At 62.1% G+C, this 17464-nt stretch carries 19 protein-coding genes and 1 tRNA gene; 10 read left to right on the top strand and 10 right to left on the bottom strand.

Going from position 1 to position 17464, the window contains the following annotated elements:
- Nucleotides 1-2: 2 nt before the first annotated feature.
- From AC3WVQ_RS13510 to AC3WVQ_RS13490, 5 genes are all read right to left on the bottom strand, one after another.
- Nucleotides 3-1112, bottom strand: coding sequence for a DegT/DnrJ/EryC1/StrS family aminotransferase (locus AC3WVQ_RS13510; protein ID WP_110819322.1), 1110 nt, complete (start codon nt 1110-1112; stop codon nt 3-5).
- Nucleotides 1113-1214: 102 nt separating this feature from the next.
- Nucleotides 1215-2366: a class I SAM-dependent methyltransferase gene (locus AC3WVQ_RS13505; RefSeq protein WP_090298151.1), complete on the bottom strand. Its 1152-nt coding sequence runs from the start codon at nt 2364-2366 to the stop codon at nt 1215-1217.
- Complete coding sequence (locus tag AC3WVQ_RS13500) at nt 2363-3220, bottom strand: phytanoyl-CoA dioxygenase family protein (protein ID WP_089045611.1); 858 nt, start codon at nt 3218-3220, stop codon at nt 2363-2365. The genes AC3WVQ_RS13505 and AC3WVQ_RS13500 overlap by 4 nt, the downstream gene beginning before the upstream one ends.
- A complete protein-coding gene (locus tag AC3WVQ_RS13495; protein ID WP_090298147.1) occupies nt 3217-3942 on the bottom strand; it encodes a WbqC family protein in 726 nt (241 codons plus the stop codon). The genes AC3WVQ_RS13500 and AC3WVQ_RS13495 overlap by 4 nt, the downstream gene beginning before the upstream one ends.
- A gap of 94 nt (nt 3943-4036) precedes the next feature.
- Nucleotides 4037-4789, bottom strand: a complete 753-nt coding sequence (locus AC3WVQ_RS13490) for a cephalosporin hydroxylase family protein (RefSeq protein ID WP_060518869.1) — start codon at nt 4787-4789, stop codon at nt 4037-4039.
- A gap of 191 nt (nt 4790-4980) precedes the next feature.
- Between AC3WVQ_RS13490 and AC3WVQ_RS13485 the strand changes: the two genes are divergently transcribed.
- The 6 genes from AC3WVQ_RS13485 to AC3WVQ_RS13460 all read left to right on the top strand — a co-directional run bounded on the left by AC3WVQ_RS13485 (nt 4981) and on the right by AC3WVQ_RS13460 (nt 9192).
- Nucleotides 4981-5541, top strand: a complete 561-nt coding sequence (locus AC3WVQ_RS13485) for a dTDP-4-dehydrorhamnose 3,5-epimerase family protein (protein ID WP_034794218.1) — start codon at nt 4981-4983, stop codon at nt 5539-5541.
- A 64-nt stretch (nt 5542-5605) separates the two neighbouring features.
- On the top strand, nt 5606-6076 hold the full coding sequence (locus AC3WVQ_RS13480; RefSeq protein ID WP_034794215.1) for an aminoacyl-tRNA deacylase: 471 nt from the start codon (nt 5606-5608) through the stop codon (nt 6074-6076).
- Nucleotides 6077-6304: 228 nt separating this feature from the next.
- Nucleotides 6305-6619, top strand: coding sequence for a hypothetical protein (locus tag AC3WVQ_RS13475; protein ID WP_051659302.1), 315 nt, complete (start codon nt 6305-6307; stop codon nt 6617-6619).
- Nucleotides 6620-6879: 260 nt separating this feature from the next.
- Complete coding sequence (locus tag AC3WVQ_RS13470; protein ID WP_034793947.1) at nt 6880-7557, top strand: L,D-transpeptidase; 678 nt, start codon at nt 6880-6882, stop codon at nt 7555-7557.
- Nucleotides 7558-7570: 13 nt separating this feature from the next.
- Complete coding sequence (locus tag AC3WVQ_RS13465; RefSeq protein WP_090298144.1) at nt 7571-8107, top strand: OmpA family protein; 537 nt, start codon at nt 7571-7573, stop codon at nt 8105-8107.
- Between the two features lie 452 nt (nt 8108-8559).
- Nucleotides 8560-9192 (top strand): formyltransferase family protein, encoded by a 633-nt coding sequence (locus AC3WVQ_RS13460; protein ID WP_090298141.1) that lies wholly within the window; start codon nt 8560-8562, stop codon nt 9190-9192.
- A gap of 104 nt (nt 9193-9296) precedes the next feature.
- Here the strand turns inward: AC3WVQ_RS13460 and AC3WVQ_RS13455 are convergent.
- Nucleotides 9297-9373, bottom strand: a tRNA-Arg gene (locus tag AC3WVQ_RS13455).
- 431 nt (nt 9374-9804) lie between these two features.
- Between AC3WVQ_RS13455 and AC3WVQ_RS13450 the strand changes: the two genes are divergently transcribed.
- The 3 genes from AC3WVQ_RS13450 to AC3WVQ_RS13440 are packed head-to-tail and all read left to right on the top strand — an operon-like array spanning nt 9805 to nt 13104.
- Nucleotides 9805-11283, top strand: a complete 1479-nt coding sequence (locus tag AC3WVQ_RS13450) for an ArnT family glycosyltransferase (protein WP_134886360.1) — start codon at nt 9805-9807, stop codon at nt 11281-11283.
- Between the two features lie 43 nt (nt 11284-11326).
- Nucleotides 11327-12334 (top strand): UbiA family prenyltransferase, encoded by a 1008-nt coding sequence (locus AC3WVQ_RS13445; RefSeq protein ID WP_090298134.1) that lies wholly within the window; start codon nt 11327-11329, stop codon nt 12332-12334.
- A complete protein-coding gene (locus tag AC3WVQ_RS13440; protein WP_090298132.1) occupies nt 12331-13104 on the top strand; it encodes an HAD family hydrolase in 774 nt (257 codons plus the stop codon). Before AC3WVQ_RS13445 ends, AC3WVQ_RS13440 begins: the two co-directional genes overlap by 4 nt.
- Here AC3WVQ_RS13440 and AC3WVQ_RS13435 read toward each other — a convergent pair.
- Genes AC3WVQ_RS13435 through AC3WVQ_RS13425 form a run of 3 tightly spaced genes read right to left on the bottom strand, consistent with a single transcriptional unit; the run spans nt 13088 to nt 15983 of the window.
- On the bottom strand, nt 13088-14116 hold the full coding sequence (locus AC3WVQ_RS13435) for an NAD-dependent epimerase/dehydratase family protein (protein WP_492382798.1): 1029 nt from the start codon (nt 14114-14116) through the stop codon (nt 13088-13090). The two genes, AC3WVQ_RS13440 and AC3WVQ_RS13435, sit on opposite strands and share 17 nt — an antisense overlap.
- Nucleotides 14117-14152: 36 nt before the next feature.
- A complete protein-coding gene (locus AC3WVQ_RS13430) occupies nt 14153-15622 on the bottom strand; it encodes a GMC family oxidoreductase N-terminal domain-containing protein (RefSeq protein ID WP_210207581.1) in 1470 nt (489 codons plus the stop codon).
- Complete coding sequence (locus AC3WVQ_RS13425; RefSeq protein ID WP_143034243.1) at nt 15588-15983, bottom strand: hypothetical protein; 396 nt, start codon at nt 15981-15983, stop codon at nt 15588-15590. The genes AC3WVQ_RS13430 and AC3WVQ_RS13425 overlap by 35 nt, the downstream gene beginning before the upstream one ends.
- A gap of 192 nt (nt 15984-16175) precedes the next feature.
- On the opposite strand from AC3WVQ_RS13425, the gene AC3WVQ_RS13420 reads away from it, so the two are divergent.
- The gene (locus tag AC3WVQ_RS13420; protein ID WP_051659298.1) at nt 16176-16619 is read left to right on the top strand and encodes a GtrA family protein; all 444 of its coding nucleotides are present in this window, start codon (nt 16176-16178) and stop codon (nt 16617-16619) included.
- Between the two features lie 59 nt (nt 16620-16678).
- Here the strand turns inward: AC3WVQ_RS13420 and AC3WVQ_RS13415 are convergent, their stop codons facing one another.
- Complete coding sequence (locus AC3WVQ_RS13415; protein WP_034793927.1) at nt 16679-17464, bottom strand: ATP-binding cassette domain-containing protein; 786 nt, start codon at nt 17462-17464, stop codon at nt 16679-16681.

Below are 17464 nucleotides of genomic sequence, written 5' to 3'. Positions count from 1 at the left end.
TCTCAGGCGGCGAGGCAGCCCCGCAGGACCTCGACCACGCGGCCGATCTCGTCGCATGTCATGTCGTGATAGCTCGGCAGGTTGATCGCGCGGCCGGGCAGGTCATAGGCCACGGTGTTCGCTGGCACCTCGTCAAAGGGCGGCAACGAACTCAGCGGCCAGAAAAAGACACGGGCGTCGATGTTCTCGGCCGCAAAGGCGTTCTGCAAAGCCTCCCGGGTGACGCCGGTTTCCGGCGCAAAGACGACGGTCGGCATCCAGAAGCCGTTCTTCGTTCCCTCCGGCTCTGGGTTCATGGCAATGGCGTTCACGCCTGCAAGCTGCTCGCGATAGGCGTAGAAGATTTCTCGCTTGCGATCGACCAGCTCGCCGACGCGCTCGATCTGCGCGAGGCCGACGGCGGCCTGCAGGTTCGACATCTTGTATTTGAAGCCGATCTCGTCCGGCCAGAACTGCTTTTTTTGCCCGCGGGCGCGGCCGTGATTGGAGAGCGTCAGCACCTTTTCGTAGAGCGTCTCGTCGCTGGTGATGAACATGCCGCCTTCGCCCGTCGTCACAGTCTTGGTGCCGTGGAAGGAGAAGGCGCCGAAGGCACCAAGCGATCCGGCCTTGCGGCCGCGCCACTCGGATCCGAGCGCTTCGGCCGCATCCTCGACAACAGGAATGCCGTGCCGGGCGCCGATCTCAAGCAACCGGTCCATGTCGCAGAGATTGCCGTAGATGTGAACCGCAAGGATCGCCCTGGTTCTTGGCGTGATCGCTGCCTCCGCCTTTTCCGGGTCGATGCACCAGCTGTCGGCAAGCACGTCGACGAAGACCGGTTTTGCGCCGAGGTGAACGATCGGCGCGGCAGACGCCGTCCAGTTGGTGTCCGCAAGGATCACTTCGTCGCCGGCTCCGACGCCGAGTGCCGCAAGCCCCATGTGCAGCGCGCCGGTGCAGCTCGATGTCGAGATCGCGTGCGTCGTGCCGAGATGCGCGGCGAAGGCCGCCTCGAAGCGGTTGATGTAGTCGTAGCAGCGCTCGCCCCAGCCATTGGCCGCCGCATCGGTCGCATAGGTCACTTCACGGTCGGTGATCGAAGGTTTGGTGTAGAGGATGCGGGGTTTCATGGGGAGCGCTTGGTGAGAACCGGGAGTTCGAAAGGGGCGTGGATGCCGGGCGGGATTTTGTCGAGATTTCGTCCCGCTCCGGCTTCTTGCTGTGTGCTCTTGTCAGAGCCAGACGTGGTCGAGCCCAGGCCGCTGCAGCCAGGGTTGCGCGGCAATCGCAGCGCGGGCCTTCAGCGGGTTGAGACCGATGAACAGTGCTTCGGCTTCCGCTGGCAGGTCCTCAGGCGAAAGCACCGGGATGCCGAAATGGGTGGCGCCCTTCATGTTCTCGTTGCGGTCGAGGAATGCCACGACATCGACGGCCTGGCCGATCCGGCAGTAGATCCAGCTTCCGTAGAAACCGGCGCCGTAGATCGCGACCTTGCGCTTGGCGTAGCGATCTGCCCCGCTCGCGAGCGTTTCCGACGCCCGATCCCAGAAGGCGCAGATGTCGCGGGCTTCCTTGGCCGCATCGGCGGCGGATTTCGACGTGTGGGCGGCCTCGACGGTCGCTTCCGCGCGCTTTGCAACGACGAAGAAGGCGCCAGGGAACGAGGTCGAGTCGATCACCTGCAGTTCGAACCCGACGCTTGCCAGGGCATGGGCAAGCGAGGCTTCGCTGAAATGGTTGACGTGATCGGCGACGGCCATGTCGCCCGGGTTGCCGGCGACATCGGGCATGGAAAACAGGAAGCTGCCGCCCGGCCGCAGGAGGTTGCGCACGTCGCGCATGAAGCCGACGGGATCGGCCACGTGCTCGATGACGAAGTGGCTCATGACGGCGTCGAACTTGTTCTGCCAGCCTTCGGGCGCGGCGTAGGTGGCCTGGGCCGCTTCCGGCACCCAGCCCTGCCAGGCGGCCGCATAATCGGCACTGACGTCGAAGACGTGCGGACGCAAGTCGCTGCGGTTCGCAACCATCTTGCGCAGTGTCACTGCCTTTGCTGCACCATAGTCGAGGATTGAGGCGCCCTCGGGCAGATCGAGCAACCGCAGCGCCAGTGCGGCCTGGTGATCGGTGCGATAGGTGATCGTGCCATCGGTTGCGACCGCGAAGATCTGATCATGATTTTCGCTGGTCAGCGAGATCCGGTAGCCGGTGTCGTAGAAGGCTTGGATATCGGGAATATCGTCGCTTTGGGCATGTCCACAAGCGCCGCAGACGAAGACGCGTGTCGGTACGTCGAGCAGCGTCATGATCGAGGTCAGCGCCGGCGCGGGCACGTCGTAGGTCGGTGCGCCAATGTGGCCGCCGCACACACGGCAGTTCGTCATGCCAATTCTCCCTGCGGTGCAACCAGCTCCGGCAGAACCTCGGCGAACTTTACGCCTGCGGCGAACGAGCCCTTCCAGCCGATGCGGATGCCGAGCGGCTCGGCGTAGTTGAAATAGCGGAACTGGATGCTCCACCGCGGCGTCTGCGAAACGTTGTGACCCGACTGATGCAAGGTCAGGAAGTCCATCAGGATCAGATCGCCGGGCCTGCTCAAGGGAGCAACGTGTTTGTAGCGGGCAAGTCGCTCTTCACCCTTGTGAAGATGCAACGCATAGGCGCCGGTCTTGCCAGCGCCGGCGTCGTCTTCATAGACCGGAACGAGACCTTCGGCCTGCGACCCCTCGGCAATCTGGACCGGACCCATGTCTTCGGTGACCGGCAAAAGCGGCGTCCAGAAAACGATGCCGTCGACACTGCGCAGTTGCGAGGGGAATTCTTGATGCCATTGCGCGCGGAACTTTTCTTCGCCGGGATTGTCGATGCGCATGCCGTAGCCGCCAGCTGCGATGCCCGGGATGCTGCCGGGCCGAAGTGCCTTAAAGACCTCGTCGTTGGCAGCCGAGCTGACGAGCCGCATGAAGGCAGGAATCTGCTTTATCGCATCATAGACTTCACCGCCCCAGGAGCGATTGACCGCAATCAGCTTGCGATAGGCGATCGTCATCGCCTCGTGCGCCGTGTCGGTCGGGGCGTCGACGCCGTACTTGTTGCAGATCAGTTCGAGGGTCTGGCGGATGCCTTCGTGGATCGGGGCAATCTCTGACTGAATGTCGTAGAAGCCGGGTACGACGTGATAACCCTTGGTCTCGAATTCCTGGCGCGCGCTTTCGGAAATGATGGTGCCGTTCTTCATGATACGCTTGCTTCCTCCTTCAGGAATTCCCGCCACGAAATGGTTTTTGGTAACAAATGCTTGCGCGCATCGGGCCCAGTGCGCGCAATGAGGTCCAGGACGGAAACATAAGGCGTGAAGGTTTCGCGGGGCTGGGGCCACGGCGTGCAGCTGTAATTCATGTATTCGACGTAAACACCGGCAGCCTCGAAGGCCTGATGATCGAGATAGTTGGCAGCGCCGTGTCCGGTCAGATAGCGCGTTCCGTTCGCCTCAAGCACCAGGTCGAGCACGCGCTGCCAGGACGTTCCATTCGAAGCCATGTCGCAGGAGCGCCGGATGATGCGTTCGAAGCCGATGCCGAGATAGCGGGCCGGGACCTCGGTGCTCGCAATCAGAAGATCACATAGGCCGTCGTTGGCGTAGACCTCGTCTAAGATTGCCAGCGCGTCATCGATGTAGGGCGCGCCATCAAGCGACTGGCGCAGCAACGAGCGATGGCTGGCGCGCCAGTTGTCGGCGGTCGCCGAAAGATCCTGGATCTTCTGGAAGCTTCCTTTTCCCGCAAGCGGTATCGTCATCCAGCAACGATCGTTGCCTTTCAGGAGTTGGATGCGATTGGTGAAGCTGCCTTTCGAGAATTGGGCATCGTCGAGGTAGATGTAGCCGTCGGCAAGCGCCAGTTGTTCGAAAAAGCCCGGCCAGGGAAAAAGCATCGGCTGGGAGATGACGACGGCGGTCATACGTGGGGCTCGTCCGGCGCGAAGATGGTGTCGAGGTCTCCATCCGTGTCGTGGCAAGGACCCTCGAACAGCGCGCTTGGGATATCTCCGGTTCCTAGTTGCGCACGCACTTCAGATAGCCTCCGGGGGAGCTCGAAAGCACAAGCTTGCCGTTGAGAACCGGGTCCGTTTCGAAGCGATCCGTTTCCTTGAGGTAGGCGTTGAGCGCGGCGTAGGGCTCATCGCCCGGATGCCAGATTTTCGAGCGCTTCGTAGGTGTCTGAGACGCGTCGCCATAGCCAAGCAGCGTGTCGGCGACCACGAGATATTGCCCTTCGGTCACCAGAGGTCCGTAGTTCCGCAATTCGTCCAGCACGTGATCACGGCTGTGGTCGCTGTCGAGTACCACCATGACCGAAGCACCCTCTGGGATTTCGGCCGCGACCCTCGCCAGCGTTTCGGCCGTCGTCGACGGCCCCTCGATCAGCGTGATGCGCGAGGACATCGGGTGGTTTTCGATCGAGTCACGATTGTGGGCGCGGATATCGATATCGACGCCGATGACTTTGCCTTTGCCGATCAGTTGCAGCATTGCGGCCATGAAGATCATCGAGCCGCCGCGGGCAACGCCCGTCTCGATGATGATGTCCGGCTTCGTGTTCCAGATGACTTCCTGGGTCGCCATGACGTCAGCCGGCATCTGTATGATCGGCACGCCCATGAAGGACCAGAGATAGGAGTAGTCGTACTTGTCGAGCGCTACCACAGTGTCGTGTGCCTGCTGGAAAGCGCCCTGATCCTTGCCGAGCGCAAGGGCCATTTCGGTCTTGTGGGCTTCGAATGCGAGACGATCGTCTTCCACTGCCATTGCTGTCTGATGCCCTTCTTCGGATACAACCTATGGATACGCTCTCGACCGCGAATCGCGATCCCTGGCGCTTTCGCCGATTCGCAACGCTTTCCTGTGAACGCTTTCATGTCGGCAATTGCAAATACGGTCAAGGCCGGTTTCTTAAGGGCGAAAAGACGGGTAGTCCTTGGTCTCTGGCGGAAGGAACCATGTCGCGATTCGATCGAATTTCTACACCCATAGCGGGTCTCATCGTCGTCGAGCGGCAACGCAGGGGCGATGATCGCGGTTTCTTCTCGCGCTTCTTCTGTCGCGAGGCGCTGGCCGATTTCGGCGGCGATGGAAAGATCGCGCAGATCAACCATACCCTGACGCAGGCAGCAGGCACGATCCGCGGCCTGCACTTCCAGCAGGCGCCGCACGACGAGGCGAAATTCGTCTCCTGCCTTTCCGGCGCTGTCTTCGATGTGGCGGTCGACCTGCGGCCGGATTCTGCGACCTATCTGCAATGGCACGGGGAGGTGCTGAGTGCGGACAATGGTCGCTCGATGATGATCCCTGGCGGTTTTGCCCACGGGTTCCAGACGCTGACCGAGGATTGCGAGCTGATTTATCTGCACGACAAGCCCTATGCGCCCGAGGCCGAAGGCGGGCTTAACCCGCTCGATCCGGGGCTCGCGATCGCCTGGCCGTTGCCGGTCTCGCAAATGTCGCCGCGCGACCAGGCGCTCCCTTTGCTGCCGAACAGGATCGTCGCCGCCCGTCGTTGACTTCGTGAGGGATGGGAGGACAATAACCTCTCCGCGCCACCACGAGAGAGAAGGGGTGTCGACGATGACGATCGCCAGAAAACTTCAGGACTATATCGACGGTTCGGGTGTCGCCTATGACACCGTCGACCATCACCGCACCGCGACCACCAGCCAGACGGCACGGGCGGCGCATGTGCCGGGCAGCCGGCTTGCCAAATCCGTGGTCGTTCACCACGAAATGGGCTACGTGCTCGCCGTCGTGCCGAGCACGCACCGGGTCGAACTCTCGACCCTGCAGGACGTAATGGACCGCCGCCTCGGCCTCGCTTCGGAAGAGGAGGTCTGCAATCTCTTTGCCGATTGCGACATCGGCGCCGTGCCGCCGGTTGGTTCGGCCTATGACGTGCCGGTGCTGCTAGACGAAAGCCTCGGCGATGTCAGCGACGTCTATTTCGAAGGCGGCGATCACCGGACGCTGGTGCACATGAGCGGCGCGAATTTCCGCAACCTGATGCGGGGCGCGCAGATCGCCCGCTTCAGCCATCCGGCGTGACTGGCCGTTCAGAACGATCTTGTTTGCGCTGGCGTGACGCCTGCCGCCTGTTCCTTGGCGCCATCCGCTTGAAGCGGGAAGGAGCGGCCAACCGCTGGTCGATATTTGCTGTGCTTGAATCTGCCAGTCGGGCTTGTCAAAGCGCATGCTAGGCGGCACCATCGCGCTCGACGGATACCTTTATCTAACTGGGTTGGGGGATCGATGGTGCGCATACGCTCTGCGAATATGTCCAAGTCTCTGGCAGTGCTGCTGGTTGCGACCAGCGTTCAGTCCTTCGGTACCTCGGCACGTGCCGAAGGCGTCCTGTTCGATCAATTTCCGTTTGCCGTTGCCTGCGAATACAAGGGCACCCAGCACGCCTTCTATTTGTCCAAGGTGACGGCGGATGGAACCGCAACCTATCAGGCTTCTGACAACTTCGCCGGTACGATCACTCTGGACGGCGCGGCCAAGGCGGTTGGCTCTGATGCCGGCGGGAGTTGCCTTGGAAAGACGCTCGCGGAGCTCAGGGCGTCAGGTCAGGCACGCGATATCAAGTAGTTCGCCGCATATTGCCGGTAAACGCAGCTGACGCTTGCGCCGCGGCCGGCGCCGCGCAGTTGCAACGGCGAGGCGGGCGAAGGCACGTCCGCGGTGGGCTGGCGATGTCTGCCGCCTTTTCGTTTGCGACGAACGCCGAGAAGATCCAATCTATTGTCCGGTCGTCGCGAAAGAATCGATGCTTGAGAATTTTCTGTTGTAGCAGTTCAAAAATCTGATTTACTGCAGCCTCGCTAATTGGCTTTCGGGGGATATTGCCGATGGTGTGGACCCGCAGGGAGACTATGCTTGGTGGTTTGGCGCTGCTTGGCGCCAATGCGCTTCAGAGCCCGGCACTGGCAAAGGCGACAGCCTATTTTTCCGGCCCGGCCGTGGACAACGGCGTGACATACCGGAGCACCAATTTCGCCAACATTGACAGGAAATGGCAGCGCCAGGTCGTCAAGTATTTCAGCAGCGAGCCGATCGGCACCGTCGTCGTCGATACCAGGCACCACTTTCTCTACTTGATCATGGAGAACAAGACGGCCATCCGCTACGGCGTCGGCGTCGGGAAAGAGGGTTTCAAATGGTACGGCCGGGCGACGATCGACAGGAAATCGCTGTGGCCGCGTTGGACGCCGCCACCGGAGATGCGTGAGCGCCACCCCGAACTGCCTGAGTTCGTCGAGGGCGGTTCGCCGAAAAATCCGCTCGGCCCCCGCGCCATGTACCTGCTGCGCGACGGCGTCGATACCGGTTACCGCTTCCATGGCACGCTGGAGCCGGGCAGCATCGGCAAGGATGCCTCCAGCGGCTGCATCCGCATGTTCAACGAGGATGCGATCGACCTTTACCAGCGTTGCCCCATCGGCACGGCGGTGCAGGTGCTGCCGCATATCGCCGAAAAGGCCCCCGAGGTCAGCCAAGCAACCCCGGTCGCAACTCCGGTCGAATGAGGAATATCACCCGATGCCCGCTATGACCGGATTGACGAGGCTGCTTTCCGCGGCCGCCATTCTCTTGACGTTTGCTTCCTGCAACACCACCGAGATGGCCGCAGTCGAAGAGCCCGCAGCCGTGCCGATGACCGGAAAAACCGACGACCCGGCACCCGGCTTCGAAACCGTATCGGTCGGTACCGAAGAGGACTTTATCCTCAATGTCGGCCGCCGGACCTACTTCACCCAGGATTCCTCCGCACTCGACAGCGTCGCCAAGGCGACACTCGACAAGCAGGCGATCTGGCTTAACAGCAACCCGCGCTGGCTGGTCAAGCTACAGGGCTTCTCCGACGACAGCGGCTCTGTTTCCAAGATGGAAACGCTGTCTCAGAAACGCGCCGATGCGGTAATGGCCTATCTGGTGTCCAAGGGTGTGGACCCCAATCGCTTGTGGGCCAAAGGCTACGGCAACGACCGCGAGGTGCGCGACTGCACCGAGCGCTCCTGCAAGGTCCAGAACCGCCGCGTCGTCTCCAATCTCAGGACGGAACGCGACGCGACTTGAGCGGGCGGCGGCTTCCAACGACCGTGGGCGGTCGCTTCCGCCAACGCGGAATGGACTACATGTGTTGGCCATCAGCGCGTCGTTCAGCACAGAAGACCAGGGCGCATAGCCACCAACGGGCGGGCGTGGCTATGCGCAGCCCGGTACTTTTCTCGTTGGCCCATCGGTCGACGAATATGTTGCCCTGTGTTTCGCGGAACGACAGAGCACGGCGGCCGCCGCATCAATCGGTTGAAGCGCAAGTGCCATAGTCTTCTCAAAGCAGGGGGTGATCTGATACTTCCGTCTGCCTGCCTCTGCGTCATGCGTCCTTTCATGGCATCCACACGGATGGAAAGTGTGGCAGTTCGAAAACCTACAGTGCTTTCAGCGTCTCACCAGACGTGCGACGCGGTAGCTGCGCCATGTCGGGGCATTCCTCGGGGCGGTAAAATATCTACGGAGCGCAAGACATGAAACTCGCCGTCCTTGTATCTTCTGGTGGGGCAGCGTTTGAACAGGTGGCTCGCATTGTTCGACACGACGGCGTCGATTTCACGGTGATCACTGATAGAGGGTGTGGGGCGGAGGTGGTTGCCGGCCGCGTCAACGCGAAGCACATCCGCATCGAAGAGCGAGACAGGAAGCTGTTTTCCAGCAAGGTGGCCGCAGCCCTTCAAGACCTGCGCGTCAACAATATACTGCTGTTCTTTGACCGTCTGGTTTCGAGCGAACTGTTTGATAGCGTCGATACGTTCAACATCCATCCGGCAGCCTTGCCGGCGTTCAAGGGGTTGAGAGGCGTGGAGGACGCCTATGAAGCGAAGGCTCGCCTGCTCGGCTGTTCGCTTCATCGCGTCGACCAGAGCGTGGACGGTGGGGAACTGGTGTCGCAGATCGCTTGCGGTGCCGATCCTCAGTGGCCGCTTTCGCGCTGGCAGAAGCGGGCATATCTCATGAAGGTCTATTGCGGATTGGTCTGGGTTAACCAAGCGATCCATATCAAAGCGCCCGACACGCCGGTGAACGCGTCACACGGCCTTCCCGAGGGGTGGATGGCTTCCTTCAGGGAATTGCAGGCACTCGAGGCCGAAACGGTAGTCTAGGAAAATCGGAAGGGCGCGGACATGTACGGATTGCCTGCCATCAACCAGCGCTTCTCGCATCTTGAAGACGGCACGTTATCAATCAACAATTTCAAGACGTAAAATGGCGCACCCGACAGGATTCGAACCTGTGACCTTTGGAATCGGAATCCAACACTCTATCCAGCTGAGCTACGGGTGCATCCGTTGGCGGCAGGGCCGCCGAAGCAGGCTGTGAGCGGTTCTTAGCCTAGCTTGCGCGTCGCTTCAATGGTCATTGCAAGAGATTGTGGTAGAAACCGCCATCCTGTGCTTGCGTTGTGGTCGCGGCGCATCGCTTCGGGCAATGGCGCGGGGCGATGGTCAACCCATCTGACGGGATCACCCACCCGATGTAGCTAGAATTGGTCAGGCGAACGTCCTTGCGACGAAAGGCGGCGCGTTATAAATTCTGCATTAAAGATAATTCTAAATTAAAGTGCTAGTGCTCAAGTAGGCAAGCGTTCCAGTAACCAAGTGCTCCAGTACCCAGTGCTCGCGTAATTTTTTCAGGCGAGGGGGCAAGTTTTGGTCAACCGATATCTCACGACCGGCGAACCGGCGTTGGAGAGGCTGCGCTCCGATCCCGCATTGATGTTTCTTGTTGCTCTCGCGGCCGTGCTTTTCGTGCTGAACACCTGGAACGGTATCGGCATCCTTCCGGATTCGACGCGTTACATGCAGATCGTCAGCACGCCCTATGACGCGCCGCTTTACGCGTGGATGCTGGGTGCCGGGGGATCCCTTGGGTTCGCGCTTGAGCATGTCGCGCTCGGCATCGCCTTTCTGCTTTATCTTCTCAATACCTGGCTCGTCTTTTCGCTGTTCAGGACGGCACTGCCGGATCAACCGTTCTTCGTGACCGTCGGAACGCTTTTGATCATCGTCAATCCGACATTCCTCTGGACGAGCACGATAGCGATGTCGGAGGCGCTGTTCCTTGCGCTGACATTTCTCGCCATCCGTTTCTTCATTCGCTATATGCGCGGTGAAGGGCGGGGGCCCTTGCTTGCCTCGTCTGCCTGCGTCGGGCTTGCCATGCTCGCTCGCTTCGTGGCGCCTCCGGTCGGGGCGGCCTTTGCCACAATCGCGCTCTTCTACAATTCGGCGCGATCCCTTCGCCAAAGGCTCCTCGACGTCGTTCTCCTGTTCGCTGGTAGCGCCGGTATCTTTCTCGCCTGGGTGATCGTCAGCAAGCTGCTTGTCGGCCGGTCGGTTGGCCGCGCGCTCTGGTTCTATGGCAATGCCGATGCCGATCGCTGGCTAGGCGGGCTGTCGCTTCTGGCGAGCTTTCTCCTGCCGAGCCAGGTGCCGCAGGTGATCCGCATCCCGGTGCTGCTTCTCGCGCTTGTCGCGGCGACGGTTGTTCTGGTGCAGACGCTGAAGCGAAACTGGCCCGAACGCCAGCCGGACGACCACGATCTGATGACCCTCATCTTCGGCCTGTTTGGATATTTCTATCTGCTGTTCGTCGTGCTCGCCGTGCATGTGGAGGCGAACCTGCAGCTTAATTCGCGCTACTCGCTTCCCTTCTATGTCGCCATCATCTTCGTTCTGGTAATTGCGGCGGCGGACTATTGCGGTCGCGTCGATGCAGCACCTGTCGTCCGGCGTTCGCTTGCGCTGATCCTGCTCTGCCTTCTCGCCATCCACGGACTGCGCAGCACCGCCCAGACGGCGGAGGCCTTCCGTGACGGGGTGGGGTTTCAGAGCACGGCCTGGAAGTCGTCGCCGATCGTGCGCGCCGTCAGGGCGTTGCCGGCAGATGCGGTCATCTTCACCAATGCGTGCGACCCGCTCAATTTCCTGACGCGCCGCTCGACGGACTGGATCCCCTCCCACAGCGAAAGGCGAACCGGCCTTGAGAGTGACGCGGGGTCGCTCGACGTACAGCTAGAGCGGTTTCGCGAGGATATGGCGCAGAAGAATGCCTATGTCGTCTTCGTCGATGCGATCGACTGGCGGTTCTACCTGGTAACGGAGAAAGAGCTCGTCAAACTCGCCAAGCTGAAGCTCGTGCGCTCCGAGCGGGACGGTCGCATCTACCAGACGGCAAGTACCGGCGCGCCGTAGGCGTCCCGACTCAGGCGCGTGGTCTCTAGACAAGGAGAGGGACATGCCAGCAAACCCGGAAGAGACGACGCCTATCGAGGCGTTGGGGCCCCAACCGCGGGGGAGGGCAAGCGACTACCTGTCGCTGGCCCGGTTCGACCATGTCACCAAGCACGTTTTCATCCTGCCTGGGCTGATCCTTGCCTGTGCCCTCAGCGAGCCCGATCCGGCGGCTCTTTTCGTCAACATTCCCGTGGGGCTTCTGAGCGCCGTCTCGATCGCATCTGCCAATTACGTCATCAACGAGTGGCTCGACCGGGAACGCGACGCGGCCCATCCGACCAAATCACAACGTCGCGCCGTCGTCGTCGAGATGCAGCCGCGCATCGTCTACGGCGAATATCTGCTGCTTGCCGTCATCGGACTGCTGCTTGCGTCGGTCGTCGGCAAGCTGTTCTTCGCCACGTCGCTGCTCTTCCTGCTGTCCGGCATCCTCTACAACGTCGAGCCCATCCGGGCGAAGGACAAGCCCTATCTCGATGTGCTGACGGAATGCCTCAACAATCCGATCCGCTTCCTGCTCGGCTGGGCCATCGTCGATCAGGTGACCTTGCCGCCGGTCAGCGTGCTTGCGGCCTACTGGATGGCCGGCGCCTTCCTGATGGCGGCCAAGCGGCTCGGGGAGTATCGCGACATCGCCGCGAATGCGGGGGTCGCCGTCCTGAAGAAATATAGGCGGTCGTTCGAATACTACACCGAGGAGAGCCTCACCGTTTCCTGCTTCGTCTACGCGATGATGACGGCGTTTCTGCTTGGCGTTTTCCTGGTGAAATACCGGGTGGAATACATCCTCGTCTTTCCGTTCATTAGCGGCCTCTTCGCCGTCTATCTCTGGCTTGCCACGCGCCCCGGATCGGTGGTGCAACGGCCGGAAAGGCTGTTTCACTCCCGGCGGCTGGACGTCATGCTGACTTTGACCATCGCCGTCTTCCTGTTCGCGAGCTTCGTCAACGTGCCGATGCTGGACTTCCTGGCCGCTTCTTTCCTCGTGCCGATATCGTCGCTGCAATGACCGGTTCGACGCTGCCGAACGGAGCCTTGCCAAACGGACCGGTGGATTGGGATCGGGTGCGCCTCGTGGTGTTCGATCTCGACGGCACGCTCTACGACCAGCGGCGGCTGCGGGCGCGGATGCTGCTGCGGCTTGTTGCGGACGCGGCGCGCAGGTGCAGCCTTGGCACCATCCGCATCCTGCGCGCCTTTCGCGACTGCCGCGAGGAACTGGGCGATGCGTTGGCGACCGATGTGGCAGCCCGGCAATACGAACTGACTGCGGAGCGGTGCGGGCAGTCGCCGGAGAGCGTCCGGAAGACGGTCGAGGAATGGATCGAACGGCGTCCGCTCGATCTCCTTCCGGCTTGCCGGTGCCACGGCGTCGAGCGGGTGTTTGCCGGCCTTGCGGTTCAGGGAAAGACGATTGCGGTTTTGTCCGACTATCCGGCGTCGGAGAAACTGAAGGCGCTTGGCCTTGGCGCCAGTATCGTCGTCTCCGCCATGGATCCCGAAGTCGGCGCTTTGAAGCCGCATCCGGCCGGTCTTGCCCATGTGCTCAATCGTGCGCAGGTGCCGGCGGAGCAGGCGATCATGATTGGCGACCGGGTGGAGCGCGACTGGGCGGTGGCGCAGAGCCACGGCATGCGCGCCCTGATTCGCAGCGCAAGCCCAATTGCCGGCGTCGATACGTTCCGCGGCTATGACGACGAGATCTTTTGGCCAGTGACGGAGCCGCAGCCGATGGGCGCGCCGGCTCCGGCGCCCCGCTCGCTTACGATATCATCTTGAGCAGCCAGAGCGCGCCCTGCTTGAGCGGCGCGCGGTGCGGGCTCTTTGCGGTGACGGCTGACGCGAGCTTCGCGCTTTGGCGATACCAGTCGTAGCTCTCCTGCAGCATGGCTTCGTTGGAGTATTTCGGCCGCCAGCCCATGGCAAGCAGGGGCTCGACGTCGAAGTAGCATTCCTTGTGGTAGGTGAGGTAGTGCCAGGGCACCAGCGGCGAGACCCTCAGCCAATGCAGCGCCCGCAGCGTGTTGATGGTGGCGGCGGTCGGAAGGCTCCGGACTTTCGATGTGCTGCCGGCATAGCGGATCAGGGCCTCTAGGTCATGGCGCAGCGTGCCGAAGCTGTCGGTGCCGACATTGTAGGTGCCGCTCCGACCGGCCTTGAGCGCCAGCATGTAGAAATCCATGAGATCATGGGCGTGGACGAACTGGAACTTGATGTTGCCGGATCCGATGACATAGACGGCGCGGTTTTCGCTGATCCATTCAAAGAGGATCTGGAAGATGCCGAGCCGGCCGCCGCCAAGGGTGGCGCGGGGCCGGATGGTGATCAGGGTCATATCGGCGGCCGTGCAGATGGCCTCGGCCACTTCTTCGCCGGCGCGCTTCGATTTTCCATAGGGCTCCACCGGGCGAAGCGGGGTTGTCGCCGTGATCGGGCCGGAAGGCGGGATGCCGTAGGCGGCGGTCGAACTGACATGGATCAGCGACCGGACGCCCGCTCTTGCGGCTTCCTCGCAGACGATACGGGTCCCCTCGACGTTGACGTTCCAGTAGTCGCGCCCCGCATCCGTCTGCGCCACCAGCGCCGCATTGTGGTGGACGACGTCGACGTCGCGCATGGCGGCGCGCACGCTGTCGCGGTCGAGCACGGAGCAATTGACGAACTCGATGTCCGCCGGGCGGGAACGATCCTCCCAGAGGTCGAGCACCCGCACCTCGTCGCCGTGTTCGCGCAACCGTCGAGCTGCGAGGTTGCCGATGAAGCCTGATCCGCCGGTGATGAGATGTCGCATATGTCCCTCCAGCCCCTGTCTGCGGAAGTTTTCTGATCAGATCGCCCGATCCTCGAGCGCGCGTGTGATGTTGCGAAGCGCGACGGCCATCACTGTCCCTTGTGGATTGACGACCGTCGGCCCGCACAGAAGCGAAGCGTCGGCGATGTAGAGATTGCTGGCGCCATGCACGCGTCCGAACGAACTCGCAGCGCATTTCTCGGCGTCCTCGCCCATCGGGCAGGAGGAGAAGAGGTGAAGCGCAGTGGCGTTTGCCTGCTTGGGAGGGAGCGTTTCGGGAAGCTTGGCGATATCGGCCAGCGATTTCAGCACCGGATAGCCCGGAATGCTCGGATAGACTGCAAGGGCACCGGCGGCAAAGAGCACTTCGGCGAGGCGTGCAAGGCCGACGGCCAGTTCCTTCAGGTCCGACGGTTGAAGGCCGACCCGCACCAGGGGATCGCGAAAGCCGGGCAGGGATCTCACCTTGCCGGATCCGCCGGTGCTCTGCACGTAGTAGATCGCCATGCGCCGCCAGTCCCGATCGACCGCATCGATCATCTCCGGGTGTGCCGCCATGGCCAGCGCCAGCGCCGGCCGTTTGCTCATCGAGCAGCCCATGCTGAAGCGCGGGTCGAATTCCTTGATCTGGTGGACGGGTTCGAGTTCGCCAGGGGTGTTGAGTTCGTCGGGGAAGACTGCCACCACCTTCAGCATCGGATGGAAGCGCAAGCTGTCGCCGACATGGCGCGTGATGCCTGAGCGGCGCAGCAGCCACGGGGTCTGCACCGCGCCGCCGGCAACGAAGACGGTTTTTGCCTTCAGTTCGATCTGGCTCGTGCCCGCCGGTCCCTTTCTGCGCGCATGCACCGTCCACTGCCCGTTCGCATGGGTAAGCTTGGTCGCGCAGGTATCGGCGAGCAGCATACCGCCGGCGTCGAGGAAGCGCGGCACGAAGGTTGCCGACATCGATTGCTTGCGGCCCGGAGATCCGCCGGCCCCGGCGGCGGCGTAGGCAAAGAGGCGCGGCACTTCGAGGGAAGACCATCCGAGCCGCTGCGCACCCTCATCGAGCCGTGTCGACAGCTGCGGCGCAGGGCCGGGCAGGTATTCGACCCGGGCTACTGCCTCGCAGGCGTCGAAATGCGGGGTCAGTTCTTCGAGCGTCAGGGCATCGACCCGATAGTCGCGGCGCCAGCGGTCGAGCACCGCTTGCGGCGTGCGGTGGTAGAGGCCGCGGTTGATCTCGCTGCCGCCGCCGACGCAGCAGCCCTCGACATAGGCGATCTTCGTCGCGCCGAAGCCGATGTTGATGCCGGCGTTGCGGTACTTCTGAAGGATTTCCTCGCGGGAGAAATGCGGCGCAGACTCGAGCGCCAGATGCGGACCTTCCTCGATCATCAGCACGGACTTGCCCGCCTCCGCGCAACGGGTGGCGGTCACCGCACCGCCCGGCCCGGAGCCGATGACGATGATGTCGGGGGCAAGCCTCTCAGGGGCTAGCAGGTACTCCGGTTGCAGGTTCATGCTGGTAATCCTGGCCGTAAAGGTCTGAGTAAATACAGAATAATGCCAATGACATATGGAACTCGACGAAGCGCCGACGGAACTCGAGGCGGGATTGCCGCCATTTGTCGAGTTCGGCCAGTCGGTCGTCGAGCGAAAGCTGATGAAAGAACTTGCCTCTGCGCAGCAGCGGCCAGGCATTGAAAAGAAGCACGAGACTATGGAAGGGCGGGCGCAGATAGTCGGGCATCTGACGATGAACTTTCAGCAGAAACTCTGCCGCACGTACGCCCAGGGCGCCCCGGCTGTCATCGGTAGCGCCGCGTTCATGGGCAATCGCCTCGCCGAGCGCCAGGATGGCCTGTTGAAAGTGCTGCGACATGGCCGAGCCCCGTTATCAAGCCGGCCCCTCGAAAGGAGCCTGGCGCTGTTTTGATGAATACGGTTGTCTGCTCTTTACTGCCTGTATTTCTAGCTGCTCTTATAAGCAAAAGCTACTAAAACGTTGTTTTCGACCAGGCGGCGACCATCTATGCGCCAGCCGCTGGATGTCGCTCGATGCGAAAGGCACCGGATGAGACGCCTTCTGGATATGAGCTTTGTTCGCTATTTCGCCTGCGGCTGCATCGCGGCGAGCCTGCAGGTGGCTACGCTCGCCGTCCTGGTCGAGACGGCGCGGCTCGAACCGGTCTATGCGTCCACCATCGCTTTCTACTTTGCCGTCGTCGTCAACTATTTCCTGCAGCGGCGTTTCACCTTCCGATCCGACGAACCGCACCTGAAGGCGTTGCCGAAGTTCTTGGCGGTGTCGACCTTCGGCGCCGGAATAAACGCGGTCGCCTTCACGCTGCTATCGGCCGTCATGCACTATGTCATTGCCCAGGCGCTGGCGCTGCTCCTGGTCTTTTCGGTGAACTATGCGCTGAGCCGGACGCTGATCTTTCGCGCCGGCAGCGCGGGGGAAGGGCGCGGCACAGAGCCGGCCCGTGCTGCGGGGCGAGCCCCATCGGGCAAATAGAAACGCCGCGCCCGGGGGGCGCGGCGTCATTGAGAGGGTGGTCTTGTGCGACGCTGGGCTTACGCCACCTGCATGGCGCCTGGGCCGGGGATCGCCTTTGGCGGCACCTTGCCCATGATGATCATGCCGAGCACCTCGTCCTTGGTGACGTCCTCGGTGCGGGCCTGGCCGACGACCTGGCCATTCTTCATGACAGACACGCGGTCGGCGAGGTCGAAGACGTCGTGGATGTCGTGGCTGATCAGGAAGATGCCGATGCCTTCGCGCTTCAGCTGCTTGATGAGATCGCCGACCTGGGCGGTTTCCTGCGGCCCAAGGGCTGCCGTCGGCTCGTCCATGATCAGGATGCGGGCGTCGAAGAGGATCGCGCGCGCGATCGCCACCGATTGCCGCTGGCCGCCCGAAAGCGCCTTCACCGGCTCCTTGAAGCGCTGGAAGTTGGGGTTGAGGCGCCCCATGACTTCGCGGGCCTTGGCCTCCATCGCCACGTCGTCGAGCGTGCCCCAGGGGGTGCGCAGCTCACGGCCGAGATAGAGGTTGGCGGCGGCGTCGACATTGTCGGCGACGGCGAGCGTCTGGTAGATTGTCTCGATGCCGTATTTCTTGGCGTCGCGCGGGTTGTTGATGTCGGCGGCCTCGCCATTGATCAGGATCTCGCCGGCATCGCGCTTGTAGGCGCCCGAGAGGATCTTGATCAGCGTCGACTTGCCGGCACCGTTGTGGCCGAGCAGCGCCACGACCTCTCCGGGGTAGAGGTCGACGGAGGCGTTGTCCACGGCGTGAATGCCGCCGAAGGAGATGGAAATGTTCTTCATTTCCACAAGCGGAGTGCGTTGGTCTTTCAT

Source organism: Ensifer sp. EB106-05-01-XG146 (assembly GCF_058791875.1).
Note: the sequence above shows the minus strand (reverse complement) of the source record. Positions and strands in the feature narration are given on the sequence as shown.

What these genes read in the sequence shown, in the direction of transcription:
- AC3WVQ_RS13510 (WP_110819322.1), bottom strand. Translation starts at nt 1,112, where the DNA reads ATGAAACCCCGCATCCTCTACACCAAACCTTCGATCACCGACCGTGAA.
- AC3WVQ_RS13505 (WP_090298151.1), bottom strand. Translation starts at nt 2,366, where the DNA reads ATGACGAACTGCCGTGTGTGCGGCGGCCACATTGGCGCACCGACCTAC.
- AC3WVQ_RS13500 (WP_089045611.1), bottom strand. Translation starts at nt 3,220, where the DNA reads ATGAAGAACGGCACCATCATTTCCGAAAGCGCGCGCCAGGAATTCGAG.
- AC3WVQ_RS13495 (WP_090298147.1), bottom strand. Translation starts at nt 3,942, where the DNA reads ATGACCGCCGTCGTCATCTCCCAGCCGATGCTTTTTCCCTGGCCGGGC.
- AC3WVQ_RS13490 (WP_060518869.1), bottom strand. Translation starts at nt 4,789, where the DNA reads ATGGCAGTGGAAGACGATCGTCTCGCATTCGAAGCCCACAAGACCGAA.
- AC3WVQ_RS13485 (WP_034794218.1), top strand. Translation starts at nt 4,981, where the DNA reads ATGTCGCGATTCGATCGAATTTCTACACCCATAGCGGGTCTCATCGTC.
- AC3WVQ_RS13480 (WP_034794215.1), top strand. Translation starts at nt 5,606, where the DNA reads ATGACGATCGCCAGAAAACTTCAGGACTATATCGACGGTTCGGGTGTC.
- AC3WVQ_RS13475 (WP_051659302.1), top strand. Translation starts at nt 6,305, where the DNA reads ATGTCCAAGTCTCTGGCAGTGCTGCTGGTTGCGACCAGCGTTCAGTCC.
- AC3WVQ_RS13470 (WP_034793947.1), top strand. Translation starts at nt 6,880, where the DNA reads ATGGTGTGGACCCGCAGGGAGACTATGCTTGGTGGTTTGGCGCTGCTT.
- AC3WVQ_RS13465 (WP_090298144.1), top strand. Translation starts at nt 7,571, where the DNA reads ATGCCCGCTATGACCGGATTGACGAGGCTGCTTTCCGCGGCCGCCATT.
- AC3WVQ_RS13460 (WP_090298141.1), top strand. Translation starts at nt 8,560, where the DNA reads ATGAAACTCGCCGTCCTTGTATCTTCTGGTGGGGCAGCGTTTGAACAG.
- AC3WVQ_RS13450 (WP_134886360.1), top strand. Translation starts at nt 9,805, where the DNA reads ATGTTTCTTGTTGCTCTCGCGGCCGTGCTTTTCGTGCTGAACACCTGG.
- AC3WVQ_RS13445 (WP_090298134.1), top strand. Translation starts at nt 11,327, where the DNA reads ATGCCAGCAAACCCGGAAGAGACGACGCCTATCGAGGCGTTGGGGCCC.
- AC3WVQ_RS13440 (WP_090298132.1), top strand. Translation starts at nt 12,331, where the DNA reads ATGACCGGTTCGACGCTGCCGAACGGAGCCTTGCCAAACGGACCGGTG.
- AC3WVQ_RS13435 (WP_492382798.1), bottom strand. Translation starts at nt 14,116, where the DNA reads ATGCGACATCTCATCACCGGCGGATCAGGCTTCATCGGCAACCTCGCA.
- AC3WVQ_RS13430 (WP_210207581.1), bottom strand. Translation starts at nt 15,622, where the DNA reads ATGAACCTGCAACCGGAGTACCTGCTAGCCCCTGAGAGGCTTGCCCCC.
- AC3WVQ_RS13425 (WP_143034243.1), bottom strand. Translation starts at nt 15,983, where the DNA reads ATGTCGCAGCACTTTCAACAGGCCATCCTGGCGCTCGGCGAGGCGATT.
- AC3WVQ_RS13420 (WP_051659298.1), top strand. Translation starts at nt 16,176, where the DNA reads ATGAGACGCCTTCTGGATATGAGCTTTGTTCGCTATTTCGCCTGCGGC.
- AC3WVQ_RS13415 (WP_034793927.1), bottom strand. Translation starts at nt 17,464, where the DNA reads ATGAAAGACCAACGCACTCCGCTTGTGGAAATGAAGAACATTTCCATC.